The sequence below is a fragment of the Rhodanobacter sp. UC4437_H4 genome, from assembly GCF_052978425.1.
Map to the genome: position 1 here is coordinate 190,472 of NZ_CM129673.1, position 25,818 is coordinate 216,289.

23 protein-coding genes and 6 tRNA genes are annotated in these 25,818 nt (G+C 67.1%); 25 read left to right on the forward strand and 4 right to left on the reverse strand.

The genetic code is table 11. The features are described from left to right. Positions 1-19: 19 nt before the first annotated feature. Together ACVCL3_RS01000 and lipA are read left to right on the forward strand one after the other, a co-directional pair. On the forward strand, positions 20-2,776 hold the full coding sequence (locus tag ACVCL3_RS01000; RefSeq protein WP_447100218.1) for a putative bifunctional diguanylate cyclase/phosphodiesterase: 2,757 nt from the start codon (positions 20-22) through the stop codon (positions 2,774-2,776). 104 nt (positions 2,777-2,880) lie between these two features. Next, positions 2,881-3,858, forward strand: a complete 978-nt coding sequence (lipA, locus tag ACVCL3_RS01005) for a lipoyl synthase (protein ID WP_447098738.1) — start codon at positions 2,881-2,883, stop codon at positions 3,856-3,858. A gap of 46 nt (positions 3,859-3,904) precedes the next feature. On the opposite strand, the gene ACVCL3_RS01010 is transcribed toward lipA, so the two are convergent. Next, positions 3,905-5,704 (reverse strand): M24 family metallopeptidase, encoded by a 1,800-nt coding sequence (locus ACVCL3_RS01010; protein ID WP_447098739.1) that lies wholly within the window; start codon positions 5,702-5,704, stop codon positions 3,905-3,907. Positions 5,705-5,847: 143 nt separating this feature from the next. Between ACVCL3_RS01010 and ACVCL3_RS01015 the strand changes: the two genes are divergently transcribed. The 8 genes from ACVCL3_RS01015 (at position 5,848) to truD (ending at position 13,954) form a co-directional block, all read left to right on the forward strand. Further along, positions 5,848-7,521: a CTP synthase gene (locus ACVCL3_RS01015; protein ID WP_395118896.1), complete on the forward strand. Its 1,674-nt coding sequence runs from the start codon at positions 5,848-5,850 to the stop codon at positions 7,519-7,521. 84 nt (positions 7,522-7,605) lie between these two features. Beyond that, positions 7,606-8,439, forward strand: a complete 834-nt coding sequence (kdsA, locus tag ACVCL3_RS01020) for a 3-deoxy-8-phosphooctulonate synthase (RefSeq protein WP_395118894.1) — start codon at positions 7,606-7,608, stop codon at positions 8,437-8,439. Between the two features lie 143 nt (positions 8,440-8,582). Next, positions 8,583-9,881 carry a phosphopyruvate hydratase gene (gene eno, locus ACVCL3_RS01025; RefSeq protein ID WP_447100219.1) on the forward strand — a complete coding sequence of 433 codons (1,299 nt, stop codon included), beginning with the start codon at positions 8,583-8,585 and terminating at the stop codon, positions 9,879-9,881. A 15-nt stretch (positions 9,882-9,896) separates the two neighbouring features. Beyond that, on the forward strand, positions 9,897-10,226 hold the full coding sequence (ftsB, locus tag ACVCL3_RS01030) for a cell division protein FtsB (RefSeq protein ID WP_395118890.1): 330 nt from the start codon (positions 9,897-9,899) through the stop codon (positions 10,224-10,226). Continuing rightward, positions 10,223-10,921, forward strand: a complete 699-nt coding sequence (ispD, locus tag ACVCL3_RS01035; RefSeq protein ID WP_447100220.1) for a 2-C-methyl-D-erythritol 4-phosphate cytidylyltransferase — start codon at positions 10,223-10,225, stop codon at positions 10,919-10,921. Before ftsB ends, ispD begins: the two co-directional genes overlap by 4 nt. After that, positions 10,918-11,391: a 2-C-methyl-D-erythritol 2,4-cyclodiphosphate synthase gene (gene ispF, locus ACVCL3_RS01040; protein WP_447098743.1), complete on the forward strand. Its 474-nt coding sequence runs from the start codon at positions 10,918-10,920 to the stop codon at positions 11,389-11,391. Before ispD ends, ispF begins: the two co-directional genes overlap by 4 nt. Then, complete coding sequence (gene mgtE, locus ACVCL3_RS01045) at positions 11,388-12,782, forward strand: magnesium transporter (protein ID WP_447100221.1); 1,395 nt, start codon at positions 11,388-11,390, stop codon at positions 12,780-12,782. Before ispF ends, mgtE begins: the two co-directional genes overlap by 4 nt. A 161-nt stretch (positions 12,783-12,943) precedes the next feature. Further along, a complete protein-coding gene (gene truD, locus ACVCL3_RS01050; protein WP_447100222.1) occupies positions 12,944-13,954 on the forward strand; it encodes a tRNA pseudouridine(13) synthase TruD in 1,011 nt (336 codons plus the stop codon). Between the two features lie 78 nt (positions 13,955-14,032). Here the strand turns inward: truD and ACVCL3_RS01055 are convergent, their stop codons facing one another. Then, entirely contained in the window at positions 14,033-14,584 is a 552-nt protein-coding gene (locus ACVCL3_RS01055; RefSeq protein WP_395118881.1) for a Smr/MutS family protein, read from the reverse strand. Between the two features lie 141 nt (positions 14,585-14,725). Between ACVCL3_RS01055 and surE the strand changes: the two genes are divergently transcribed. From surE to ACVCL3_RS01075, 4 genes are read left to right on the forward strand one after another with little or no spacing between them, the layout of a single operon-like run. Next, on the forward strand, positions 14,726-15,520 hold the full coding sequence (surE, locus tag ACVCL3_RS01060; RefSeq protein ID WP_447100223.1) for a 5'/3'-nucleotidase SurE: 795 nt from the start codon (positions 14,726-14,728) through the stop codon (positions 15,518-15,520). Between the two features lie 3 nt (positions 15,521-15,523). After that, positions 15,524-16,219 carry a protein-L-isoaspartate(D-aspartate) O-methyltransferase gene (locus ACVCL3_RS01065; RefSeq protein ID WP_395118877.1) on the forward strand — a complete coding sequence of 232 codons (696 nt, stop codon included), beginning with the start codon at positions 15,524-15,526 and terminating at the stop codon, positions 16,217-16,219. Continuing rightward, a complete protein-coding gene (locus tag ACVCL3_RS01070; protein ID WP_395118875.1) occupies positions 16,219-16,824 on the forward strand; it encodes a YqaA family protein in 606 nt (201 codons plus the stop codon). The genes ACVCL3_RS01065 and ACVCL3_RS01070 overlap by 1 nt, the downstream gene beginning before the upstream one ends. Positions 16,825-16,865: 41 nt before the next feature. After that, on the forward strand, positions 16,866-17,840 hold the full coding sequence (locus tag ACVCL3_RS01075; RefSeq protein WP_447101551.1) for a peptidoglycan DD-metalloendopeptidase family protein: 975 nt from the start codon (positions 16,866-16,868) through the stop codon (positions 17,838-17,840). A gap of 25 nt (positions 17,841-17,865) precedes the next feature. Here the strand turns inward: ACVCL3_RS01075 and ACVCL3_RS01080 are convergent, their stop codons facing one another. Together ACVCL3_RS01080 and yhbY are read right to left on the reverse strand one after the other, a co-directional pair. After that, the gene (locus ACVCL3_RS01080; RefSeq protein WP_447098744.1) at positions 17,866-18,243 is read right to left on the reverse strand and encodes an Mth938-like domain-containing protein; all 378 of its coding nucleotides are present in this window, start codon (positions 18,241-18,243) and stop codon (positions 17,866-17,868) included. Beyond that, positions 18,243-18,539 (reverse strand): ribosome assembly RNA-binding protein YhbY, encoded by a 297-nt coding sequence (yhbY, locus tag ACVCL3_RS01085; protein WP_447100224.1) that lies wholly within the window; start codon positions 18,537-18,539, stop codon positions 18,243-18,245. The genes ACVCL3_RS01080 and yhbY overlap by 1 nt, the downstream gene beginning before the upstream one ends. 81 nt (positions 18,540-18,620) lie before the next feature. On the opposite strand from yhbY, the gene rlmE reads away from it, so the two are divergent. From rlmE to clpX, 11 genes are all read left to right on the forward strand, one after another. Further along, positions 18,621-19,274, forward strand: coding sequence for a 23S rRNA (uridine(2552)-2'-O)-methyltransferase RlmE (rlmE, locus tag ACVCL3_RS01090; RefSeq protein WP_447100225.1), 654 nt, complete (start codon positions 18,621-18,623; stop codon positions 19,272-19,274). Further along, positions 19,267-21,225: an ATP-dependent zinc metalloprotease FtsH gene (gene ftsH / locus ACVCL3_RS01095; protein ID WP_395118869.1), complete on the forward strand. Its 1,959-nt coding sequence runs from the start codon at positions 19,267-19,269 to the stop codon at positions 21,223-21,225. The genes rlmE and ftsH overlap by 8 nt, the downstream gene beginning before the upstream one ends. Before the next feature lie 198 nt (positions 21,226-21,423). Continuing rightward, positions 21,424-21,500 (forward strand) — tRNA-Arg (locus ACVCL3_RS01100). A gap of 177 nt (positions 21,501-21,677) precedes the next feature. Next, positions 21,678-21,754: transfer RNA gene (locus ACVCL3_RS01105), tRNA-Pro, on the forward strand. Between the two features lie 25 nt (positions 21,755-21,779). After that, positions 21,780-21,856: transfer RNA gene (locus ACVCL3_RS01110), tRNA-Arg, on the forward strand. Between the two features lie 13 nt (positions 21,857-21,869). Next, positions 21,870-21,946: transfer RNA gene (locus ACVCL3_RS01115), tRNA-His, on the forward strand. A gap of 35 nt (positions 21,947-21,981) precedes the next feature. After that, positions 21,982-22,057 (forward strand) — tRNA-Lys (locus ACVCL3_RS01120). Positions 22,058-22,284: 227 nt separating this feature from the next. Continuing rightward, positions 22,285-22,370: transfer RNA gene (locus ACVCL3_RS01125), tRNA-Leu, on the forward strand. An 85-nt stretch (positions 22,371-22,455) separates the two neighbouring features. Then, positions 22,456-23,748, forward strand: a complete 1,293-nt coding sequence (gene tig, locus ACVCL3_RS01130) for a trigger factor (protein WP_447100226.1) — start codon at positions 22,456-22,458, stop codon at positions 23,746-23,748. Between the two features lie 35 nt (positions 23,749-23,783). After that, positions 23,784-24,413 (forward strand): ATP-dependent Clp endopeptidase proteolytic subunit ClpP, encoded by a 630-nt coding sequence (gene clpP, locus ACVCL3_RS01135; protein ID WP_395118867.1) that lies wholly within the window; start codon positions 23,784-23,786, stop codon positions 24,411-24,413. A gap of 109 nt (positions 24,414-24,522) precedes the next feature. Continuing rightward, positions 24,523-25,818: an ATP-dependent Clp protease ATP-binding subunit ClpX gene (clpX, locus tag ACVCL3_RS01140; protein WP_136258996.1), complete on the forward strand. Its 1,296-nt coding sequence runs from the start codon at positions 24,523-24,525 to the stop codon at positions 25,816-25,818.

Sequence of the window (25,818 nt, forward strand, 5' to 3'; positions counted from 1 at the left end):
TCATGGTAGAAGGGGCATGATGCGCACTTCCCGAGCCACCTTGCAAAAGCCATTGTCGCGGCGACTGATGCCGCTGGCGTATGCGCTGATCGCGATGGTGGGGCTGATGCTGGCCTTGACCTGGGGCGCGTTGCAGATCCAGATCACTCTCGCCGGTTTCCTCAACGGCGAGAGTCTGTGGTCCAAGGCGCAGAAGCAGTCGGTAATCGACCTGGAAGCCTATGCGATCAGCGGCGACGCCGCGGACCTGGCCGGCTTCAGGCGCCACTACGCGGTAGTGCTCTCCGATCGCTGGGCCCGCGACGCGATCGCCTCGGGCCAGTTCGACCACGACAAGGTCGTCCAGGCGTTCGCCCGCGGCAGCGTGATCCCCGATGCCATCCCCGGGATGATCTTCATCCTCCAGCATTTCTCGTCGGCCCCGCACATCAGCGAGGCTTTGCGCGCCTGGTATTCGGTTGACGATGCCATTGCCGAGCTGGACGAGATTGCCGGCGAGTTGCAACGCGCCTACGCGGCCGGTGGCCTGCAGCCGGCCGAACAGCTCCGCCAACGCAGTCGCATCCACGAATTGAACCGTTTCATCGAGCCGCGCACCAACGTCTTCTCGGTCGAGGTGGCGCGTGGCGCCTCGTGGGTCGGCAAGCTGCTCTTCGGTGGCGTGGTCGCGGTCACCCTGGTCGCCGTGCTGCTGTGGCTGGGCATGGCACGGCGCATCCTGGAAAGCATCCGCGGCAGCGAGGAGCGCTACCGGCTGCTGTTCGACAGCGCGGCCGACGCGATCGTGATGATCGACGAGGGCAGCGGGCGCATTCTCGACGTGAACCGCACGGCGGCGGCATGGACCGGGCGCAGCGCGAAGGAGCTGATCGGCGACCGCTACGTGCACCTGTTCCTGCAGCCGCTGGCCGGCCAGCAGGCGGGGCGCGCCGCCACCAATGCGCTGCTGGCCGCCGACGGAAGCACCCGCCCGGTGGAAACGCAGACCAGCGTCGCCCGCTGGGGCGAGCTGCCGGTTTGCCAGGCGATCATCCGCGACATCTCCGAGCGGGTGGCGATGGAACAGGAGCGCCGGGTGGCAGCCGAGGCGCTGGCCAGCATCGCCGAGGGTGTGGTCATCGCCGACGCGCATCAGCGGATCACCTCCACCAATGCGGCGCACACCGAACTGACCGGCTTCAGCAGCCTGGCACTGCAGGGCCGGCGGCTGGGCGATACGCGCCGCCTGCCGGATGGCCGGGCGCTGCCGAAGGCGATCTGGGACGAGGTGGCCGCCGGCGGCAACTGGATCGGCGAGGTGCTGAGCACCCGCGCCGACGGCACGACCTATCCGGAACACTTGAGCCTCAGCGCGATCCGCAATGGCGACGGCCACGTGACGTATTACGTGGCGGTGTGCACCGACATCCACGAGGCCAAGGCCAACCAGCGCCGGCTGGAACACCTGGCCCGGCACGATCCGCTCACCGGCCTGGTCAATCGCGCCGAGTTCGAACGCTACTGCAGCGAGGCGATCGCCCAGGCCGAGCGCGAGCGGCTGGCGGCGGTGGTGCTGTTCATCGACCTGGATGCATTCAAGATCGTCAATGACAGTTACAGTCACGCGATCGGCGACCGCTTGCTGGTGAAAGTGGGCGAGCGCATCAGCCGGCAGCTCTCCGACGGCGACGTGGCCGGACGCATCGGCGGCGACGAGTTCACCGTGCTGCTGCCGCGACTGAGCCTGCGCGAGGATGCGCGGGCGATCGTCAACCGGTTGCTGGCGACGCTGTCCGAGCCGCTGGTGCTGGACGATTACGAGGTCGTGCTCACCGCCAGCATCGGCGTGGCCGGCTACCCGCTGGACGGCAACGACGCGGCCACCCTCATCGCCAACGCCGACGCGGCGATGTATGCGGCCAAGACCGAGGAGCGCAACGCGTTCCGCTTCTACACGCCGATGATGCATGCCGACAACCGGCGCCGCCTGCAGCTGGCGACCGAACTGCGCCAGGCACTGAGCCGGGGCGAGTTCCGCCTGGTGTTCCAGCCCAGCATCGAGCTGGGCAGCGGGCGCATCGTTGCGGTGGAGGCGCTGCTGCGCTGGCAGCATCCGGAGCGCGGCGAGGTACTGCCCGGCGAGTTCATCCCGGTGGCGGAGAGTCTGGGCCTGATCCGGCGCATCGACGAATGGGTGCTGCAGGCCACCTGCGCCCAGATCCAGGCCTGGGACCTGGCCGGCGTGCCGCCGATCCGCGTGGCGGTGAACATCTCCGCGCGCTGGTTCGGCCATCCATCCTTCGTCGACGGGGTCAGCCGCACCTTGCAGTCGCGCCGCGTGTCGCCGCACCGCCTGCTGCTGGAGATCACCGAGAGCGCGATGCTGCGGCTGGGCGACGACACCCAGCGCACCATGCAGACGCTGGACATGCTGAACATCGACGTGGCCATCGACGATTTCGGCACCGGCTACTCCTCGATGGCATACCTCAAGCTGCCGGCCGTCACTTACCTGAAGATCGACCGCTCTTTCGTCACCGGCCTGCCCGGCGACGCCAACGACGCGGCGATTACCGAGGCGATGCTGGCGATGTCGCGCAGCCTGGGCCTGGTCACCATCGCCGAAGGCATCGAGACCGAGGCGCAGCACGAGTTCCTGCTGCGCGCCGGTTGCGTCGAGGGGCAGGGCTACCTCTACTCGTATCCGTTGCAGGCCGAGGAAATCCAGGCGTTGCTCAGCCCCAACCAGCAGAGCGGCTCCCCCCGTCTGCGATTGGTGCCGCCACGGCGCGGTTGATCGGCATGCGGCGCGTGGCATCGACCCGGCTGCTTTGACGTGCATCAGGGCAGGCGCAGGCGTGGCGCGCGACACTGGCGGCAGTCCAGCCAGCCCGCATCCCCATGTCCAGCAACCCTTCCATCCCGGACGGCAGCAAGTTCACCAGTCCGCAGGGCACGCGTGCGGTAAAGGGCGGCCAGAAGCCCAACGCACACAGCCATGAGCCCGACGTCAGCCGCAAGCCGCCATGGCTGCGCGTGAAGCTGCCCAGCGGCGCGCATTACGAGGAAGTGGCCGATATCGTGCGCACGCACCAGCTCAACACCGTGTGCGCCGAATCCAAGTGCCCCAACATCGCCGAATGTTGGGGCCGCGGCACCGCCACGCTGATGCTGATGGGCTCGGTGTGCACGCGCGCGTGCAAGTTCTGCTCGGTGTCCACCGGCAACCCGAACGGCTGGCTCGACCCGCTGGAGCCGGCCAAGGTGGCCGACGCGGTGGCGCTGATGGGGCTGAAGTACGTGGTGCTCACCTCGGTGGATCGCGACGACCTGGCGGACGGCGGCGCCGCCCACTACGCCGCCTGCGTGAAGGCCATCCACCTGCGTTCGCCCGACACCGCGGTGGAGGCGCTTACGCCCGATTTCGCCGGCAACCATGCCAGCGTCGCCACCGTGCTCGACGCCGGCCTGGCCACCTACGCGCAGAACCTGGAAACCGTGCGCCGCCTCACCCATCCGGTGCGCGACCCGCGCGCCGGCTACGAGCAGACCCTGGACGTGCTGGCGTTCGCCAAGCGCCACGCGCCCAGGACGCTCACCAAGACCAGCCTGATGCTGGGCCTGGGCGAAACCGACGCCGAGATCGAGCAGGCGCTGGACGACATGCGCGCCGCCTGCGTGGACGTGGTCACCCTGGGCCAGTACATGCGGCCCAGCCCGCACCACCTGCCGGTGGAGCGCTTCGTCACCCCGGACGAATTCCGTGCCTACCGCGAACTGGCGCTGGGCAAGGGTTTCGTGGAAGCGGTCGCCGGGCCGTTGGTGCGTTCGAGTTATCGCGCCGAACGCGTGCTGGAGCACAACAACCTGGGGCTGTGACCCGCGGCGCGACGGCAGGTCCATGGGGCCTGCCGCAGGGCGCGGCCTACAGCGGCGCGCAGTGGCGGTTCAGCCACTCCAGATCGGCGTCGGCCAGCAGCGGGCTGAGCGCGGCGCGGACGTTGGCGTGGTAGTCGTCCAGCCAGGCGCGCTCTTCCGGGTTGAGCAGGTTCGGTTCGAGCGCGCGGCGATCGAACGGGCACATCGTGAGTGTCTCGAAGGCGAGGAATTCGCCGAACTCGGTGCGGTCGGCCTCGACCACCACGGCCAGGTTTTCGTGGCGGATGCCGTGCCGGCCGGGCTTGTACAGGCCCGGCTCGATCGAGCTGATCATGCCCGGCTCCAGCGGCACCAGCGCGCCGCCGGGCACCGGTGCGCGGATGCCGTGCGGGCCTTCGTGCACGTTGAGGAAATAACCCACGCCATGGCCGGTGCCGTGGCCGTAATCCATGCCCGCCGCCCACAGCGGCGCACGCGCCAGCGCATCCAGTTGCGGGCCGCTGGCGCCTTTGGGAAAACGCGCGCGCGACAGCCCGATCATGCCCTTCAGCACCAGCGTGGCATCGCGACGCTGCTCGGCGGTGGTCTCGCCCAGGGCGAGCACGCGGGTGATGTCGGTGGTGCCGCCGAGGTACTGTCCGCCCGAGTCGATCAGCAGCAGGCCCTTTGCCTGCAGCGTGCTGTGCGACTGCGGCGTGGCGCGGTAGTGCGGCAATGCGCCGTTGGCCTGGTAGCCGGCGATGGTGGCGAAGCTCTCGCCGACCCAGCCGGGTTGGGCCGAGCGTTCCTCGTGCAGCAGCGTGTCCACGTCCAGCTCGGTCAGCGTCATGCCGGCGGCGAGCCGCTGTTCCAGCCGGCGGAAACCGCGCACCAGCGCCGCGCCGTCGCGGCGCATCACGTCGCGGACATGGTCGAGTTCGGCGGCGCTCTTGACCGCCTTGAACGCCGTGCTGGGGTTGGGCGCCTCGATGCGTGTGACCTCCGGCGCGATTGCCGCGGCGATCGAGCTGACCACGCGGCCGCTGTCCAGCAGCAGGCGGTCGTCCGCGCCCAGCTCCGGCAACGCCGAGGTGATCGAAGCGTAATCGGCGATGCCGATGCCGTCGGCGGCCAGTGCCGCGACCAGCGCATCATCGAGTTTGGCGCGGCCGACGAACAAGGTGGCGCCGGCGTTGGCCTGTACCAGCAGGTGGGCGAGGAACACCGGGTTGCACTCGACATCGCTGCCGCGCAGGTTGGTCAGCCAGGCGATGTCGTCGAGGCTTGACACCAGGTGATGGCTGGCGCCGAGCTTGCGCATCGCCTTGCGCAGGCGCGCGAACTTTTCCGCGCGGGGGATGCAGGCCCAGGCCAGCGCGTGCTCGACCACCGGCGACGCCGGCAGGGCGGGGCGATCCGTCCAGATCTCGCCCGGCAGGTCGAGGTCGGTGCGCACGGTGGCGCCGGTCTCCGCCAGCCGGTGTTCGATCTGGTGCCGGGTGGCGACCGCCACGCTGTCCCCGGCCACCGCCAGCACGTCGCCGTCGTGCAGTTGCTGCTGCAGCCATTCCAGATGCTCGGGCGTGTGCGGTACGCGCAGCTTCATCAGCGCGACGCCGCTGCCGGCCAGCTGCTGCTCGGCCTGCGCGAAATAGCGCGAGTCGGTCCACAGCCCGGCCTGCTCGCGACCGACAATGAGCGTGCCGGCCGATCCGTCGAACCCGGACAGCCATGTCCGTGCCGACCAGTGCGCCGGCAGGTACTCGGACAGATGCGGATCGGCACTGGGAACGAGCACGGCAGCGACGCCGTGCTGCTGCATGGCCGCGCGCAAGGCGGCGAGACGGGCGGGGACGGGATTGTTCATCCTGTCATGCTAGCAGGCGCCATCTGCCGTTTTCATGCACGCGCTGCCCCGGAAATGAACCGATGGGGTCGATTTTTCGCACGCCATCTCGCCGTCGGACGGTTCTGCAGCTAAAATGCCAATTTCCCGCACGGCTGCTTTCCATGACCCCCCTGATTTTCGTCACCGGCGGTGTGGTGTCCTCGCTTGGCAAGGGCATCGCGGCGGCGTCGCTCGCCTCCATCCTCGAAGCGCGCGGCCTCTCGGTCACCATGATGAAGCTCGATCCCTACATCAATGTGGACCCGGGCACGATGAGTCCGTTCCAGCACGGCGAGGTCTACGTGACCGACGACGGCGCCGAGACCGACCTCGATCTTGGCCACTACGAGCGCTTCGTGCGCACCCGCCTGTCCGGCAAGAACTCGATCACCACCGGCAAGATCTACGAGGCGGTGATCCGCAAGGAGCGTCGCGGCGATTACCTCGGCGCCACCGTGCAGGTGATCCCGCACATCACCGACGAGATCAAGCACTGCATCCACGAGGCCACCCGCGGCTTCGACGTGGCGCTGGTGGAGATCGGCGGTACCGTGGGCGACATCGAGTCGCTGCCGTTCCTGGAGGCGATCCGGCAGTTGCGCATCGAGCACGGTCCGGAGAAGGTGGTGTTCATGCACCTGACCCTGGTGCCGTACATCAAGGCCGCCGGCGAGATCAAGACCAAGCCGACCCAGCACTCGGTGAAGGAGCTGCGCTCGATCGGCATCCAGCCGGACATCCTGCTGTGCCGCTGCGAGGAGCCGCTGCCCGAGGCCGAACGGCGCAAGATCGCGCTGTTCACCAACGTGCCCGAATCCGCCGTGATCAGCGCGGCCGACGTCGACGTGATCTACAAGCAGCCGCTGTGGCTGCACCAGCAGGGCCTGGACGACATCGTGGTGAAGAAGCTCGGCCTGGCCGCCAAGCCGGCCGACCTGTCCGAGTGGCAGCGCACGGTGGACGCGGTGGAGCACCCGAAGGACGAGGTCACCGTCGCCATCGTGGGCAAGTATGTCGAGCACAAGGACGCCTACAAGTCGCTCGGCGAGGCGCTGCGCCACGGCGGCATCAAGCAGCAGACACGGGTCAACCTGGACTGGATCGACTCCGAGCAGGTCGAGGCCGAAGGCGCCGCCAAGGTGCTGGGCAAGGCCGACGCCATCCTGGTGCCCGGCGGCTTCGGCAAGCGCGGCTTCGAGGGCAAGGTGCTGGCGGCGAAGTACGCCCGCGAGCACGGCGTGCCCTATTTCGGCATCTGCTACGGCATGCATGCGGCGGTGGTGGATTTCGCCCGCCACGTGGCTGGCCTGACCGACGCCGATTCCAGCGAGAACGACCGCAACACGCCGAACCCGGTGATCGCGTTGATCACCGAGTGGACCACCGCGACCGGTGAAGTCGAGCAGCGCAACGACCGCTCCGACCTGGGCGGCACCATGCGCCTGGGTTCGCAGGAATGCCGGCTCAAGGCCGGCACGCTGGCGCGCGCGATGTACGGGCAGGACGTCATGCGCGAGCGCCATCGCCATCGCTACGAGTTCAACAACCGCTATCGGCAGACGTTCGAGGACCTGGGCCTGGTGATCTCCGGCAAGTCGATGGACGACCTGCTGGTGGAGATCGTCGAACTCCCGCAACAGCAGCATCCGTGGTTCCTCGGCTGCCAGGCGCACCCGGAGTTCACCTCGACCCCGCGCGACGGCCACCCGTTGTTCAGCGGCTTCGTGCGCGCGGCCCGCGAGTACAAGGCCGTGCGCGCCGGCGAGAAGCTGGCGCCGGTGCAGGCGACGGCATGACGCGGCAACGCGACACCCTCGTGGCTGTCATTCCCGCGAATGCGGGCATGATGGAATCAAGAACGCTTTGAACGGGAAAGAGTCATGAAGCTTTGCGGATTCGAGGTCGGCCTCGACCAACCCCTGTTCATGATCGCCGGCCCCTGCGTGGTGGAATCCGAGCAACTGCAGCTGGACACCGCCGGCATGCTGAAGGAAATCACCGCGCGGCTGAGCATCCCCTTCATCTTCAAATCCAGCTTCGACAAGGCCAACCGCTCCTCCGGCGAGAGCTTCCGTGGGCCCGGCCTGGAAGAGGGCCTGCGCATCCTGGGCGAAGTGAAGCGCCAGATCGGCGTGCCGGTGCTCACCGACGTGCACGAGTACACGCCGATGGACGAGGTGGCATCGGTGGTCGACGTGCTGCAGACGCCGGCCTTCCTGTGCCGGCAGACCGACTTCATCCAGAAGGTGGCGCGTGCCGGCAAGCCGGTAAACATCAAGAAGGGCCAGTTCCTGGCGCCGTGGGACATGAAGCACGTGGTGGCCAAGGCCAGGGCCGTCGGCAACGACCACATCATGGTCTGCGAACGCGGTGCCAGCTTCGGCTACAACAACCTCGTCTCGGACATGCGCTCGCTCAGCGTGATGCGCGAGACCGGTTGCCCGGTGGTGTTCGACGCGACGCATTCGGTGCAGTTGCCGGGCGGGCAGGGTGCCAGCTCCGGCGGCCAGCGCGAATTCGTGCCGGTGCTGGCGCGCGCGGCGGTGGCGGTCGGCGTGGCCGGCCTGTTCGCCGAGACCCATCCCGATCCGAGCAAGGCGCTGTCCGACGGCCCGAATGCGTGGCCGCTGGGCAAGATGGAGGCGCTGCTGGAAACCCTGCTGGAACTGGACGCCGTGACCAAGCGCCACCGCTTCCTCGAACAGGACGTGTGACCACGCCTGCAGGAGCCCGCTCGCGGGCGATGCTGTTGGGTCGGGATGACCGGACGTTCGTCTGCTGAGAGCGGGGATTCGGGATCTGTAAAAGCATCGCCCGCGAGCGGGCCCCTACGACAACACTTCACTGACGGATAACCATGACCACTCTGATCACCCGCATCCACGCCCGTGAAATCCTCGACTCGCGCGGCAACCCCACGCTGGAAGCCGAAGTCACCCTGGCCGGCGGCGGCTTCGGCCGCGCCGCGGTGCCGAGCGGCGCCTCCACCGGTTCGCGCGAGGCGGTCGAGCTGCGCGACGGCGACAAGTCGCGCTACGGCGGCAAGGGCGTGAAGAACGCGGTAGCCAACGTCAATGGCACCATCGCCGATGCGCTGAAGGGTTTCGATGCGGCCGATCAGAAGGGCCTCGACGCCAAGCTCGTTGCGCTGGACGGCACGCCGAACAAGGGCCGGCTGGGTGCGAATGCGCTGCTCGGCGTGTCGATGGCTGCGGCGCACGCGGTGGCAGCTTCGCGCGGCGAGCCGCTGTGGCAGTACCTGTCGCACGGCAAGCCCGGCGCGTTGCCGGTGCCGATGATGAACATCATCAACGGCGGCGCGCACGCCGACAACAACGTCGACGTGCAGGAGTTCATGATCCTGCCGGTCGGCATGCCGAGCTTCGCCGAGGCGCTGCGCGCCGGCGCGGAGATCTTCCATGCGTTGAAGAGCGTGCTGCACGGCCGTGGCCTCGCCACCGCGGTGGGCGACGAGGGCGGCTTTGCGCCGAACCTGCGCTCCAACGTCGAGGCGATCGACACCATCCTCGAAGCGATCAACAAGACCGGCTACAAGGTCGGCAGCGAGATCCTGCTCGGCCTCGACGCGGCCAGCTCGGAGTTCTACAAGAACGGCAAGTACGACCTCGCCGGCGAAGGCAAGCAGTACAGCTCGGCCGAGTTCGTCGACCTGCTCGCCGGCTGGGCGAAGCAGTATCCGATCGTCACCATCGAGGACGGCATGGCCGAAGGCGACTGGGACGGCTGGAAGCTGCTCACCGACGCGATCGGCGAGCGCGTGCAGGTGGTCGGCGACGACCTGTTCGTGACCAACCCGGCGATCTTCCGCGAGGGCATCGAGAAGAACATCGCCAACGCGATCCTCATCAAGGTGAACCAGATCGGCACGCTGTCCGAGACGCTGGAGGCGATTGCCATGGCCGACGCGGCGAAGTACGCGGCGGTGATCTCGCACCGCTCCGGCGAGACCGAGGACACCACCATCGCCGACATCGCGGTGGCCACCACGGCGACCCAGATCAAGACCGGCTCGCTGTGCCGCAGCGACCGCGTGGCGAAGTACAACCAGTTGCTGCGCATCGAGGAGGCGCTGGGCTCGGCTGCGCGCTACGCCGGTCGCGAGGCGTTCCCCAACCTCGGCCGTTTGCCGGGCTGAGCGGGACACGCCGCCATGCTGCGTTGGATCGCCCTGCTGTTGTTGCTGCTGTTGGTCGGCTTGCAGCTGAAGCTGTGGTTCGGCAGCGGCAGCATGCAGGAGGTGGACAGTTTGCGCATCGCGGTGAACAAGCAGACCGGCGACAACGCGCGCCTGCAGAAGCGCAACCAGGCGCTGGCCGCCGACGTGCACGACCTCAAGCATGGCGACCAGGCGGTCGAGGCGCGCGCGCGTACCGAGTTGGGGCTGATCAAGCCCGGCGAGGTGTTCTACCAGGTGGTCGAGCCCGCGCGCGCGGGCAGCTCGCCGGCCACGGCCGCATCCGCTGCGCGCGGCTCGCCATGACCGGCACCACGTTGTGGTGCGTGGTGCCGGCGGCCGGGCGGGGCGTGCGGGCCGGCGGCGACTTGCCCAAGCAATACCAGTTGCTGGCTGGCCGGACACTGATCGAACACACGCTGGCGCGCCTCGCCGCGCATCCGCGGATCGGCGGCCTGCTGGTGACGCTCGCGGCCGATGACCGGCACTGGCCGGGCCTGCGCGACGTGTGCGGCAAGCCGGTGCTGACCGCTGTCGGCGGCGCGCAGCGCAGTGAATCGGTGCTGGCCGGGCTCGACGCGCTGCCTGCGGGTGTCGGCGATGAGGAGTTCGTGCTGGTACACGATGCGGCGCGTCCCTGCGTGCGGCTGGATGACATCGGCCAGCTGATCGAGCGGGGCGGGCGAGGCGACGGCGGCCTGCTCGGCGCGCCGCTGCGCGATACGCTCAAGCACGCCGACGTGAACGGATGCGTCGCGCGCACCGAACCGCGCGAGTCGCGCTGGCGCGCGTTCACGCCGCAGATGTTCCGGCGTGGCCCGTTGACGGCGGCGCTGCGCGATGCGCATCAGCGTGGCGTGGACGTCAGCGACGAGGCGATGGCGATGGAGCTGGCCGGGTTCTCGCCGTTGCTGGTCGAAGGCGCCGAGGACAACATCAAGGTGACCACGGCAGCGGATTTCGCGCTGGCGCAGTTCCTGCTCGCAAGGACAAGTTCATGAGGATAGGCAGCGGTTTCGACGTGCACGCGTTCGGCGAGGGTGACCACCTCGTGCTCGGTGGCGTGCGCGTGCCGCACGATCGCGGCGTGGTGGCGCACTCCGACGGCGATGTGGTGATCCACGCGCTGTGCGACGCCATCTTCGGCGCGCTGGCACTGGGCGACATCGGCCGTCATTTCCCGCCCACCGACGCACGCTGGCGCGGCGCCGACAGCCGCCAGTTCCTGCGCCATGCGGCAATGCTGATGGCGCAGCATGGCTACGCCTTGGGCAACGCCGATGTCACCGTGATCGGTGAGGCACCGAAGGTCGGTCCGCATGCGCAGGCGATGCGCGAAATTCTCGCTGCCGACCTGGCCTGCGACATCGGTTGCGTCAGCATCAAGGCCACCACCACCGAAAGGCTCGGTTTCTGCGGCCGCGGCGAGGGCATCGCCGCGCAGGCGTGCGTGCTGCTGGAGCGCGCATGACCGAGATCGAGGCCCGCAGCGTCGCCAACCGGCTGCACGATCGGCTCGACGCCATCGTCGAGCTGCTGCATCGTCACGAAGGCGACGGTCGCCTGCCCGCGGACGTGCTGGCGGACCTGCGCCAGCAACTGGACGAGCTGCACCCGGCCGACATCGCCTTCGTCCTCGAATCGCTGCCGCTGGACGAGCGCCTGGCGGTCTGGCAACTGGTCAAGGCCGACCGCGACGGCGAGATCCTGCTGGAAGTGTCCGATGCGGTGCGGGAATCGCTGATCGCGGACATGGATCGCCACGAGATCCTCGCCGCCGCCGAAACGCTGGACGCCGACGAACTGGCCGACCTGGTCGAAGACCTGCCCACGGCGGTGCTGCCGGAGCTGATGGCCAGCCTCGACTCGCAGCAACGCGAGCAGGTGCAGTCGGCGCTGTCCTACGAGGAGGACCAGCTCGGCGCGCTGATGGACTTCGAGATGGTCACGATCCGCGAGGACGTGAGCCTCGAAGTGGTGCTGCGTTACCTGCGCCGCTGGGAAGAACTGCCGCCACAGACCGACAAGCTGTTCGTCATCAACCAGGACAACCTGCTGACTGGCGTCCTGCCGCTGCACTGGCTGCTGGTCAATTCCCCCGAGCGCATGGTCAGCGAGGTGATGGCGCCGGACGTCAACACCTTCCACCCCACCGACGACGCCTACGACGTGGCGCAAGCGTTCGAGCGCTACGACCTGGTGACCGCGCCGGTAGTGGACGAGCGCGGCCACCTGATCGGCCGCATCACCATCGACGCCATGGTGGACGTGATCCGCGAGGAGAGCGAAAGCGAGGCGCTGGGCCGGGTCGGCCTGCGTGAGGAGGAGGACATCTTCGCCTCGGTCTGGGCCAGCCTGCGCAACCGCTGGCTGTGGCTGGCGATCAACCTGATGACGGCCTTCATCGCCTCGCGCGTGATCAGCTTGTTCGAGGGCTCGATCGAGCGCCTGGTGGCGCTGGCCGCATTGATGCCGATCGTGGCCGGCATCGGCGGCAACTCCGGCAACCAGACCATCACCATGATCGTGCGCGCGCTGGCGCTGAACCAGATCAGCGCCGACAGCGCGCGGCGCCTGTGGCGCAAGGAGATGGCCGTGGCGCTGCTGAACGGGCTGGTGTGGGGTGGCGTCATCGGCATCGTGGCGTGGCTGCTTTACGACAGTGCCTCGCTGGGCCTGGTGATGACCGCGGCGATGACGCTGAACCTGTTGCTGGCGGCCTTCGCCGGCGTCGGCATCCCGATCTGCATGACCCGCTTCGGCCGCGACCCGGCGCTGGGCTCCAGCGTGCTGATCACCGCCATGACCGACAGCGGCGGCTTTTTCATTTTTCTCGGACTGGCGACGGTGTTCCTGATGTAATCGTCACCCTTCCGGCCCGGTTTCAGGTTGTCGAACCCGAGCGTGGCAGGACGTCATTCCCGCGAGGCGCCATGCAACGGCCGAAGGGCCGGTCAAGCGGGAATCCAGCCTGCTCTTCAGTCACCCGTCAGATCGAATTCGCCCAAAGAAGCCGTTTCTCCATGCAAGAACTGCCCCATGCTTTCGGCGAACCGCCACTGACTGCCCGGCTGCGCGCCAGTCCCGAGGACTTCCTGGTCGAGGAGATCCTCGGCTACGACGCCGAGGGTGCCGGCGAGCACCTGCTGCGGTGGGTGGAGAAGCGCGGCGCCAACACCGACTGGGTCGCGCGCGAGCTGGCGAAGTTCGCCGGCGTGCCGCAGGTCGCGGTCGGTTATGCGGGCCTCAAGGATCGCCATGCCGTGACCCGGCAGACCTTCTCGGTGCAACTGGCCGGCCGGCCCGATCCGGACTGGTCCACGTTCCCGCACCCGGAGGTGAAAGTGCTGGCGGCGACGCGGCATTCGCGCAAGCTCAAGCGTGGCGCCCTGCGCGGCAACCGCTTCGTGCTGGTGTTGCGCGAGGTGAGCGGCGATCGCGCGCGGGCGGAGTCGGTGCTGCGGCAGATCGCTGCGCGCGGCGTGCCGAACTATTACGGCGAGCAGCGCTTCGGCCGCGAAGGCGGCAACGTGGCACAGGCGCGCGCGATGTTCGGTGGGCGCCGGGTGGATCGCGACAAGCGTTCGATTTTGCTGTCCGCGGCGCGTTCGCACATCTTCAATGCCGTACTGGCGGCGCGGGTCGAGCACGATGCGTGGGACCGGCCGCTGGAAGGGGAAATCTGGTCGCTGGCCGGTTCGCGCTCGTGGTTCGGGCCGGAACCGTTCAACGACGAATTGGCCGCGCGATTGGCGCGCGCCGACATCCATCCGTCAGGTCCGCTGTGGGGGCAGGGCGAGCCGCCGAGCCAGGGCGAAGCAGGAGCGCTGGAGCGCGAAGTCGCTGCGGCGAATGACGACCTGGCCAGCGGCCTGGCCGCCGCGCGCATGGATCAGGAGCGCCGCCCGCTGCGGCTGATTCCGCACAATCTCCACTGGCGCTGGCTTGGCGAGGACGCGCTGGAACTGTCGTTCGAGCTGCCCGCTGGCGCGTACGCCACGGTGGTGGTGCGCGAGCTTAAAGGCGAGGAGTGAGTGGAGATGAGTGAAGAGTGAGAGAAAGAGAAAGCACCAGCGCACCCGTTCCCTCTCTCAGTTCTCACTCCTCTCCACTCACTTCTGCTCTTTCAGCAAGACGATCACCGCCCCGGTGCCACCCTGCGCCGGGCGCGCGGAGGCAAACGCGATCACGTCGTCGCGCCGGCGCAGCATGCGATCGGTGAGCGCCTTCAGCACCGGACCGGCAGCCTTCGAACGCAGCCCCTTGCCGTGGATGATGCGCACGCAACGCACGCCGGCTTGCCGCGCTTCGGCCAGGAACGCGACGATGCTGGCCTGGGCCGCGGCGGCGTTCATCTGATGCAGGTCCAGGTCGTCGCCCACGCTGAACTGGCCGCGCTTGAGTTGCCGCAGCAACCTGGGCGGATAGCCGTCGCGCAGGTAGCCGAGTTCCTCGCCGACTTCGAGCGTGGCCGGGTCGAAATCCATGTCCAGCAACTCGCTGGCCACGGCAGCTTCGTCGGCCTCGAACATGCGCGGGTGTGGCGCGGGTTTCGCGGTCGCCGGCGGCGGGGAAACCGGCGCGAGTCGCTGCACCTCGCCGATCGCCTCGCGGAACAGGCGGCGATCGTCGTCGGTGATCCGGGGCGGGTTGGGTCGCTTCATCTGCGCATCCTAGCCAGAAGCGGCGGCACGATGCGTTGAATCCCGGTGAAACTTGGGGGCGCGCTACGGTAGACTTGCAACCATCACGAAACCGCCGCGCTTGATCTTCCTGCGCCGGCAGGCAGTTTTCGACGGAGCATCATGCGAGTTCTGGTCAGCAACGACGATGGCGTGGATGCGCCGGGCATCCGCGTGTTGGCCGAGCGCCTGCAGGCGGTGGGAGAGGTCACCGTGGTGGCACCGGATCGCGATCGCTCGGGGGCGAGCAATTCGCTGACGCTGGACGCGCCGATCCGCGTACTGTCGATGGGCCAGGGCTACTACCGTGTGGCGGGCACGCCCACCGACTGCGTGCACCTGGCGCTGTCCGGCCTGCTCGACGAAGAACCCGACATGGTGGTATCCGGCATCAACAACTCGGCCAACCTGGGCGACGACGTGATCTATTCCGGCACGGTCTCGGCGGCGATGGAAGGGCGCTTTCTCGGTCTGCCGGCGATCGCCGTCTCGCTGGTCAGCTTAGACCACCAGGGCGTGCACTACGACGCCGCGGCGCAGGCGGTGCTGCTGCTGATGCAACGTCTGCTGGTCGATCCGCTGCCCGCAGACACCATCCTCAACGTCAACGTGCCGGACCGGCCCTGGGCGGAGATCGCCGGCTTCGAGGTCACCCGGCTGGGTAGGCGCCACCGTGCCGCGCCGTGCATCGCGCAGACTGATCCGCGCGGGCGACCGATGTGGTGGATCGGACCGGCCGGCGAGGTGGACGACGCCGGCCCCGGCACCGATTTCAACGCGGTGCGTCGCGGCTTCGTCTCGGTCACGCCGATCCACGTCGACCTGACCCGTTTCCAGGCGCTGGACAAGGTCAGCAGCTGGATGAAGACGCTGAGCGACGGCATGGCCGGCCGCCGCAGCAAGGGCGAGGCGGCCTGACCGATGATCACCTATCCGTTGCCTGCAGCCCAGCTCAAGGGCGAGGGAGTGACCTCGCAGCGCGCCCGCAACCGGCTGGCCGCCTCCCTGCAGGATGCAGGCATCCGCGACCCGCGCGTGATCGAGGTGATCCGCACGGTGCCGCGCCATCATTTCATCGACCAGGCACTGCAACTGCACGCCTACGAGAACGATGCGCTGCCGATCGGCCACGGCCAGACCATCTCCCAGCCGTGGGTGGTGGCGCGCATGACGGAAGCGTTGCTGGAGCACTTCGAGGGGCAGAAGGAGATGCCGCGCAGGGTGCTGGAGATCGGCACCGGGTCGGGTTACCAGGCAGCGGTGCTGTCGTCCCTGGTCGGCGAGGTGTACACGGTCGAGCGCATCGAGGCGCTGCTGCGCCAGGCGCGGCGCCGCTTCCGCCAGCTCGGCCTGACCAACCTGCGCTCGCGCTACGACGACGGCAAGCTGGGCTGGCCGGACGAGGCACCGTTCGACGCGATCATCCTCACCGCCGCAGGCGACACCATCCCGACCCGCATCCTCGAACAGCTCAATCCCGCCGGCGTGCTGGTGGCGCCGGTGGGATCGCCGAGCCGGCAGAATCTGATCCGCATGCGCGGCGACGGCAAGGGCGATTTCGCGCTGGAGGAACTCGGCCCGGTGAGTTTCGTGCCGCTGCTGGGCGGCATCGGCTGATGCGCCTGTTCGAGCCGCTCTACGCCCGCGCACTGGTCTGGGCTCGCGCACCGCGCGCGCTGCACTACCTGTGCGCGTTGAGCTTCTTCGAGGCGTTCATCTTCCCGATCATGCCGGAGGTGATGCTTGCGCCGATGATGCTGGCCAAGCGACTCAAGGCATTCTTCTACGCCAACATGTCGCTGCTGTTTTCCCTGCTCGGCTCGGTGGTCGGCTATGCACTGGGCCACTGGGCCTACGAGTCGGTGAAGCCGCTGCTCAGCATGCACATGCAGGAGGTCATCACCGCCTGGGTGAACAATCTGCGCGTGGACATGAACGAGCATTGGTTGACCATGCTGGGCGCATTGATGCTGGCGGCGCTGCAGCCGGTGATCCCCATGAAGTTCGTCACCTGGGCGGCCGGCATCGTGGGCGTGCCGGTCCTGCCGTTCCTGGCTTGCATGGCGGTCGGCCGCGGCAAGCGCGTGTGGCTGCTGGCGCTGTTGATCCGCCTGTTCGGCGAGCGCGCCGAGCGCATGTTGCACAAGAACATCGAGTGGATCGGCCGGGGCGCGCTGGTATTGCTCGTCGTGCTGCTGGCGTGGTGGCTGTGGCCGCGCTGACTGGCGGCGCGGTGCGCATGAAAATGGCGGCGCGCCTCGGTATGCTGGACCGCATGGATCATTCAGTTCGCTTTCCCTGCCTGGTTGTCGCGGCGGCATTGCTGGCCGGCTGCGGCACCATGCGCAGTTCGGTGGTGATCGAGCCTGCCGCGGGCAGCTACCCGTCGCCTGCCGCCGCGCCGTCCTCCCGCGTGGCGCGCACGCCGATTCCGGGTGGCAGCTACGTGGTGGCAAAAGGGGACACGCTCTATTCCATCGCCTTCCGCAACGGCGTGGATTTTCGCGACCTCGCCCAGTGGAATGCCATCGCGGCGCCCTACACGATCTGGCCGGGGCAGCGCTTGACGCTGTCGCCGTCGGCGGCGACGAAGCCGGCCGTGGCGCGCACGCCGGGTACGGCCGCCGGTTCCGCTCGGGCGCCGGGCACGTCGGCCGCGGCTCCGGTGTTCGAACCGGTCACCGAGGCCGTGCCAGCCACGGCGGCGACGGCCGCAGCGCGGCCCGCCATTCCTTCCGCTACACCGGCGGCGCATGCGCCGCCGGCGGTGGATGCCGTGCCGGTGGCCGGGGTTTCCGTCACGCCGCCGGCGAAAGTACCACCCGCGGCCAAGCCCGTGGTCGCCGGCCCGGCGCGTGATGTCGGTGGGGTGAGCTGGCGCTGGCCCGTCGAAGGCGGGTCGGTGGTCGGGCGCTTCAACGGCAGCGATGCCATTCCCGGCATCGAGATCGCGGGCAATTCGGGTGACCCGGTGCGGGCTGCCGCCGATGGCGTGGTGGTCTACAGCGGCAACGGCCTGGTCGGCTATGGCGAATTGGTCATCATCAAGCACAACGACAGTTTCCTGTCGGCCTACGGGCACAATCGCAGGCGCCTGGTGAAGGAAGGCCAGCGGGTGACGGCCGGGCAGCAGATCGCCGAGATGGGTTCCACCGGCGCGACCCGCAACGAGCTCGAGTTCCAGATTCGCAAGAATGGCAATCCGGTGGACCCGCTCAGCTACCTGCCGCCACGCTGATCGCGGCGGCGCGGAACGTTCCCGATCAGGCGGGAGGCAGGATGAAGCCGGCCACGACCTGGCGATCCTCGCCGGCCAGCAGGTTGTAGGTACGCGCGGCGGCCGCGTTGTCCATCACCTCGATGCCGATGCCCTTGCGCAGGAAGCCGGCCATGAACGCCGCGGCCGGGAACACCTGACGCTCGCCGGTGCCCAGGATCACCACCTCGGGCTTCAATGCCAGCAGCACCGGGACGTCGTCGACGCCGAGGCTGCCTGCGGCCGTGACCGGCCATGCTTCGGTGATGCCGGCGGGGGTGAGCAGGAAGCTGTGTTCGACGACCCGGTCGAGCAGGGTGACACTGCGTGCGTCAACCCGACGCACCAGCAGATAGCCATCGGCTTGTTCCAGTGACAGGTCCATCAGCGCGGCAGGGCGATGCCCGGTTCGTCGGCGTTGCGGCGGAACAGCACCACGACATGGCCGATCTGGTGGATCGTCTCCGCGCCGGTGCCGCTGGCGAGCACGTCGATCTGCGCCTGCCGCTCCTGCTTGTCGCCGCCGGAGAGCTTCACCTTCACCAGTTCGTGGATGTCCAGCGCCTGTCCCAGCTCCTTCACGACAGCTTCGGTGGCGCCCTTGTTGCCCAGCAACACGACGGGTTTCACGTCGTGGGCGAGGCCGCGCAGGTAGCGGATCTGCGAGGGTGTAAGCGGCATGGGGCAGGCCAGGTTCACGATCAAGGGACTGCACAGGGTATCATGCAACGGCCTCCTCCCGATCAGATATTCCCTCAAGACATGGCCCGCAGCAAAAGCAGCGCAGTCTGGCTGCGTGAACATTTCAACGACGAATACGTCAAGAAGGCACAGGCCGAAGGGCTGCGTTCGCGTGCCGTCTACAAGCTGGAGGAGCTGATCGAGCGCGACAAGCTGCTCAAGCCGGGCATCAACGTGGTGGATCTGGGCGCGGCGCCGGGCAGCTGGTCGCAATTGGTGCGCAACCGGCTGGGCGACAGCGGCAAGGTGTTCGCGCTGGACATCCTGCCGATGCAGAGCATCGCCGGGGTGGATTTCCTGCAGGGCGACTTCCGCGAGGAGTCGGTGCTGCGCCAGCTGGAGGCCCGCCTGGAGGGGCACCGGCTGGATCTTGTACTGTGCGATATAGCCCCCAACATGAGTGGAGTGGCGCTTGCCGACCAGATTCGCGCGATGGCACTGGCGGAGTTGGCGCTGGATTTCAGCAGGCAGTGGCTCAAGCCGGGCGGCTCGTTCCTGATCAAGTTGTTCCAGGGAGTCGGTTTTGACGATTATCTGCGTTGCTTGCGCGCAGACTTCAGTCGCGTGACGATGCGTAAACCCAAGGCCTCGCGCGCGCGTTCGCGTGAGGTGTATGCACTGGCGACCGGGCGCAAACCTGCCGCGGTGCCACTGGCGAGTACTGTTCATGAATGAAACGGCGAAAAACGTGTTGCTCTGGGTGATCATCGCGGTGGTCTTGTTCACCGTGTTTGAAAGCTTCAACCCCCGCAGCAGCCGTTCATCCGACCTGGCCTACAGCGCGTTCGTGCAGAACGTGAGCAGCGGCAACGTCTCCAGCGCCACGATCAGCGCCGACCAGCCCGCCACGATCAGCGGCAAGCTGAAGGATGGCAGTGCCTTCCGCACTGTCGCGCCGATGCTGGGCTTCTCCACCAATGCAGTGGTCAAGCAGATGCAGGACCAGGGCGTGGAAGTGCGCCAGGACCCCTCCGAGGGCTTCTCGCTGATCGGCCTGCTGATCAGCTGGCTGCCGGTGCTGCTGATCGTCGGTGTGTTCATCTGGTTCATGCGCCAGATGCAGTCCGGCGGCGGCGGGCGCGGCGCGATGAGCTTCGGCCGTTCGCGCGCGAAGCTGCAGGGCGAGGACCAGGTCAAGGTCAACTTCGGCGACGTCGCCGGTTGTGACGAGGCGAAGGAGGAGGTCGGCGAGCTGGTCGAGTTCCTGCGCGACCCCGGCCGGTTCCAGAAACTCGGCGGCAAGATCCCCCGCGGCGTGCTGATGGTGGGCCCGCCCGGCACCGGCAAGACCTTGCTGGCCAAGGCGATCGCCGGCGAGGCCAAGGTGCCGTTCTTCTCGATCTCCGGTTCCGACTTCGTGGAGATGTTCGTCGGCGTGGGCGCCAGTCGCGTGCGCGACATGTTCGAGCAGGCCAAGAAGCATGCGCCGTGCATCATCTTCATCGACGAGATCGACGCGGTCGGCCGGCATCGTGGTGCCGGCCTGGGCGGCGGTCATGACGAGCGCGAGCAGACCCTGAACCAGTTGCTGGTCGAGATGGATGGCTTCGAGGGCACCGAGGGCGTCATCGTGATCGCCGCCACCAACCGCCCCGACGTGCTCGATCCGGCCTTGCTGCGGCCGGGCCGCTTCGATCGCCAGGTGGTGGTCGGACTGCCGGACGTGCGTGGGCGAGAGCAGATCCTCAAGGTACACATGCGCAAGGTGCCGATCGCCAGCGACGTCAACGCGATGACGATCGCCCGCGGCACGCCGGGCTTCTCCGGCGCGGACCTGGCCAACCTGGTGAACGAGGCGGCGTTGTTCGCCGCGCGCGAGAACGCGCGCGAAGTGCGCATGAGCCATCTCGACAAGGCACGCGACAAGATCCTGATGGGCAGCGAGCGGCGCTCGATGGCGATGAGCGAAGACGAGAAGAAGCTCACCGCCTACCACGAGGCAGGCCATGCCATCGTGGGTCGCCTGGTGCCGGAACATGACCCGGTCTACAAGGTCACCATCATCCCGCGCGGGCGCGCGCTGGGTGTGACCATGTACCTGCCCGAGGGCGACAAGTACAGCATCAACCGGGTGGCGATCGAATCGCAGTTGTGCTCGTTGTATGGCGGGCGCGTGGCTGAAGAGTTGATTTTCGGCAATGACAAGGTCACCACCGGCGCTTCCAACGACATCGAGCGCGCCACCAAGATGGCCCGCAACATGGCGACCAAGTGGGGCCTGTCCGACGAACTCGGCCCGATCACCTATGGCGAGGACGAGGACGAGGTCTTCCTGGGCCGCTCGGTGACCCAGCACAAGAGCATCTCCAACGAGACGGCAAGCAAGATCGACGAAGTCGTGCGTGGCATCCTCGATCGCGCATATGCGCGCAGCAAGGAGCTGCTCACGGCGAACCTCGACAAGCTGCACACCATGGCTGAGCTGCTGTTGCAGTACGAGACCATCGACGCCCACCAGATCGACGACATCATGGCCGGGCGCCAGCCCGGCCCGCCGGCGGACTGGAGCAAGAACGCCCCGGGTGGCTCGACGCCGCCGCCACCGCCGCCGAAAAGCGACGCGGGAGCGCCGGTGGGCAAGGTTGGTGATCCGGCCGCGCAGAATCGCGCGTCGCTGGGCGAGTGATGCGATCCCGCGGGCACGGTGCGAACGCCTGCCTGCGGTCTCCTGCAATCACCGCCTTGACTGGCGGTGTCCCCGAGTCGGAGATGAAGAAATTTTGCGAAAAGGGTTGACGCATGCGCGCGGAGTCTGAATAATTCCGCCTCTTGCTTCGGCGCTTCGATGCACCGGCATCGAAGCACGGCATGACAAGTTTTCAGTGCGCCCGTAGCTCAGTTGGATAGAGTACCTGGCTACGAACTAGGTGGTCGGGAGTTCGAATCTCTCCGGGCGCACCATTTTTATTCGGTGGAGCGGGGTGCTTGCACCCCGTTTCGTTTTCATCGCGACGAGAGCTTCGCGGCGACGGAAACGACAGTTTCATGTGGATGGTGCGGCTTGTACGGATTGACTGGGCCAAGCGTCACCCGTAACATTTCAAGGCTTCGATGGTGCTTGTGTCGAGGGCTCGAAACCGGGGTATAGCTCAGTCTGGTAGAGCGTTGCGTTTGGGACGCAAAAGTCGGGGGTTCGAATCCCTCTACCCCGACCAGCAACATGTTCTACTGGTGATGACTGCGCTTGTAGCTCAACCGGATAGAGCATCGGCCTTCTAAGCCGAGGGTTGCAGGTTCGAATCCTGTCGGGCGCACCAGTATCAAACGATGGTGGATGTAGCTCAGCTGGTTAGAGTCCCGGATTGTGATTCCGGTTGTCGTGGGTTCGAATCCCATCATCCACCCCAGTTCCACCCCGGTTTTCCGGGTTGACCCAGTCTCTGGGCCGTTAGCTCAGTTGGTAGAGCAGTTGACTCTTAATCAATTGGTCGAAGGTTCGAATCCTTCACGGCCCACCACTAACGACAGGCGCTCGGCAAAACCGGGCGCCTGTCTGCTTTTGGGCGGTTGCGGTCGTCAACGGGGCTGCTTGTGCTGCAAGGCCGCGCAACCGTAAAATGATCCGCTTTCGTACCAGGGAATCCGCGACTCGGGCAAGCCTGCCGCAGGGTTCCCGTGGCGGTGTTCGGCAACGGCTGGTGGTCGTCCGGGCCGTCCGGCACGCACGGTCCATGGCGGCAGCATCGCGAAAGTGGCGGAATTGGTAGACGCACTGGATTTAGGTTCCAGCGGGTAACCCCCGTGGGGGTTCGAGTCCCCCCTTTCGCACCATGGTCGGTCGTTTTTGCAGGCGGGGAATCCCGCCATGGCGCCTGTGACAGGGTCACAACACTTAAGAGTAGTACCAGGAGACGTCATGCAGGTTTCGGTTGAGAATGTCGGTTCGCTGGAGCGCAAGCTCACGGTGAAGTTTCCCGCGGAGCGGTTCGAGACGCAGGTCAGCGCGCGGATCGCGGAGATGGGGCGCACCGTTCGCCTGAAGGGATTCCGGCCGGGCAAGGTACCGGTGACGGTGATCAAGCAGCGCTTCGGGGAGCAGGTGCGGGGCGAAGTGCTTTCCGACCTGATCGGCAGCACGCTGCGCGAGGCGGTGGAGCAGGAGAAGCTGCAGCCCATCGCGAATCCGGCGATCAACACCACCGGCCGTCCCGAGAACGGGGAGATCGCGTACACGGCGACCTTCGAGATCATGCCCGAGTTTCCCGAAGTCGACGTCTCCGCGCTGGAAGTGCATCGCGCCGCGGCCGAGGTCACCGACGCCGATATCGACCGCATGCTGGAAACCCTGCGCCTGCAGCGGCGCAGTTTCGAGGAGGTCGAGCGTGCCTCGGCCGCCGGCGATTTCATGATGTTCGAGTATGCCGCCACGGCCGACGACTACCGTTTCCCGGCCGAAGGCCAGGAGCGCGCCGGCAGCGTGCTGGGTTCGGGCACCCTGTTCGCGGCGCTGGACGAGGCCCTGACCGGGCACGTGGCCGGCGACCAGTTCGAGGCGGCGATCGAGTTCCCGGCGGATTTTCGCAACGAGCAACTGGCCGGCAAGAGCGCCAAGGTGAGTTTCCACGTCATCAAGGTGCAGGAGTCGAAGCTGCCGGAGGTCGACGGGGAGTTCGCCAAGCTGTTCGGCATCGAGGATGGCAGCCTGGAGACCTTCCGCAAGGAGGTTCGCGCCAACCTGGAACGCGAACTCAAGGCCGCGCTGATGGCGCGCCTGAAGTCGGAAGTGGCCAGCAAGCTGGCCGATGCGCACGGCGATCTGGACGTGCCCAAGATGATGGTGCAGACGGAGGCACGCACCCTGGCGGCGGGCAACATGCCCGAAGGCCAGCAGCCGCCGCAGCAGCTGATCGACGCCGCCTTGCCGATTGCCCGCAAGCGGGTGATCGCCGGCCTGCTGATGGGCGAGATCGCGCGCAAGCAGGCGCTCAAGATCGACCGCAAGCGGGTCGCCGAGCAGCTGGCCGCGATTGCCTCGACCTACGAAGAGCCTGAGAAGGTCATTGAACTCTACAACGGCGACCCCCAGTTGATGTCGGGGCTGCAGAATCGCGTGATGGAAGATCAGGTGGCAGAGTGGGTTGCCGAGCACGCCAGGACCACTGTGCAGGAAATGAGCTTCGATGACGTGATGCGCCCAGCCAACGCCTGACAACTGCCAGGCCCGTCCACTCCCAAGCCGCGAGCATGACCATGGATCCCATCAAGAATCTCAACCTGGTACCGATGGTCGTCGAGCAGACGGCTCGCGGCGAGCGCTCCTACGACATCTACTCGCGTCTGTTGAAGGAGCGGGTGATTTTCCTGGTGGGCGAGGTCAACGACCAGGTGGCCAACCTGATCGTGGCGCAGATGCTGTTCCTGGAGTCGGAGAACCCGGACAAGGACATCAACTTCTACATCAACAGCCCCGGCGGAGCGGTTACTGCCGGGCTGGCGATCTACGACACGATGCAGTTCATCAAGCCGGCGGTGAGCACCATGTGCATCGGCCAAGCCTGCAGCATGGGCTCGTTCCTGCTGATGGCGGGCGCCAAGGGCAAGCGTTTCGCCTTGCCGAACTCCCGCATCATGATCCACCAGCCATCCGGCGGCGCCCAGGGTCAGGCTACCGACATCGAGATCCAGGCGCGCGAGATCCTGTATATCCGCGAGCGGTTGAACAACCTCTACGTGGAGCATACCGGCCAGCCGCTGCAGAAGATCGAGGCGGACATGGAACGCGACCGCTTCATGAACGCGCAGGATGCCAAGACCTACGGCCTGATCGACGAAGTGCTCGACAAGCGCGCCGTGGATTCCGTGAAATCCGCCTGATTCGACGACTTTACCCGGTGTCCCGTCATGGGCTCTGCGTCTGCAGGCAGACGCGGAGGCCTGTGGTATTCTCGCGGCGCACACGGATTTACCAGCAGGATCGAGAGTTATGAGTGACGACCGGCAGGGGCGTTCCAGCGACAGCGGCAAGATTCTCTATTGCTCGTTCTGTGGCAAGAGCCAGCATGAAGTACGCAAGCTGATCGCGGGCCCGTCCGTGTTCATCTGCGACGAGTGCGTGGAGCTGTGCAACGACATCATCCGTGAGGAGCTGGAAGAGAAGGCCGCCGCCGGCCATACCCAGCTGCCCAAGCCGCGCGAGATCCGCGAATCGCTGGATCAGTACGTGGTGGGGCAGGCGCGCGCCAAGAAGGCGCTGGCGGTCGCCGTGTACAACCACTACAAGCGGATGGAGTCGCGCCAGAAGAGCGACGACATCGAGCTGGGCAAATCCAACATCCTGCTGATCGGCCCGACCGGCTCGGGCAAGACGCTGCTGGCCGAAACGCTGGCGCGCCTGCTCAACGTGCCGTTCACGATCGCCGACGCCACCACGCTGACCGAAGCGGGCTACGTGGGCGAGGATGTCGAGAACATCATCCAGAAGCTGCTGCAGAAGTGCGACTACGACGTCGAGAAGGCGCAGTCGGGCATCGTCTACATCGACGAGATCGACAAGATCTCGCGCAAGAGCGAGAACCCGTCGATCACCCGCGACGTCTCCGGCGAAGGCGTGCAGCAGGCGCTGCTGAAGCTGATCGAGGGCACCCTGGCCTCGGTGCCGCCGCAGGGCGGGCGCAAGCATCCGCAGCAGGAGTTCCTGCAAGTCGACACCAAGAACATCCTGTTCATCTGCGGCGGCGCGTTCGCCGGCCTGGAAAAGGTCATCCAGCAGCGCTCCGAGAGCACCGGTATCGGCTTCGGTGCCGAGGTGCGCAGCAAGGAGCGCACGCAGAACCTGGGCAAGGTGCTGGCCGACGTGGAGCCGGCCGACCTGGTGCGCTTCGGCCTGATCCCCGAGTTCGTCGGGCGCCTGCCGGTCGTCGCCACCCTGGACGAGCTGGACCAGGCCGCGCTGGTGAAGATCCTCACCGAACCGAAGAACGCCGTCACCAAACAGTTCAAGAAGCTGTTCGAGATGGAGGACGTCGAGCTGGAGTTCCGTCCCGAGGCGCTGGAGGCGATCGCGCAGAAGGCGCTCAAGCGCAAGACCGGCGCCCGCGGCCTGCGCACGATCCTGGAGCAGGTGCTGCTGGACACGATGTACGAGCTGCCGTCGCTGGAGCACGTCAGCAAGGTCGTTGTCGACGATGCGGTGATCGAGGGGCAGGCCGAGCCCTATCTGATCTACCGCGGCAACCTGCAGCAACGCGTGGCGGGCGACGGCGGCGACGCCGCGGCCTGA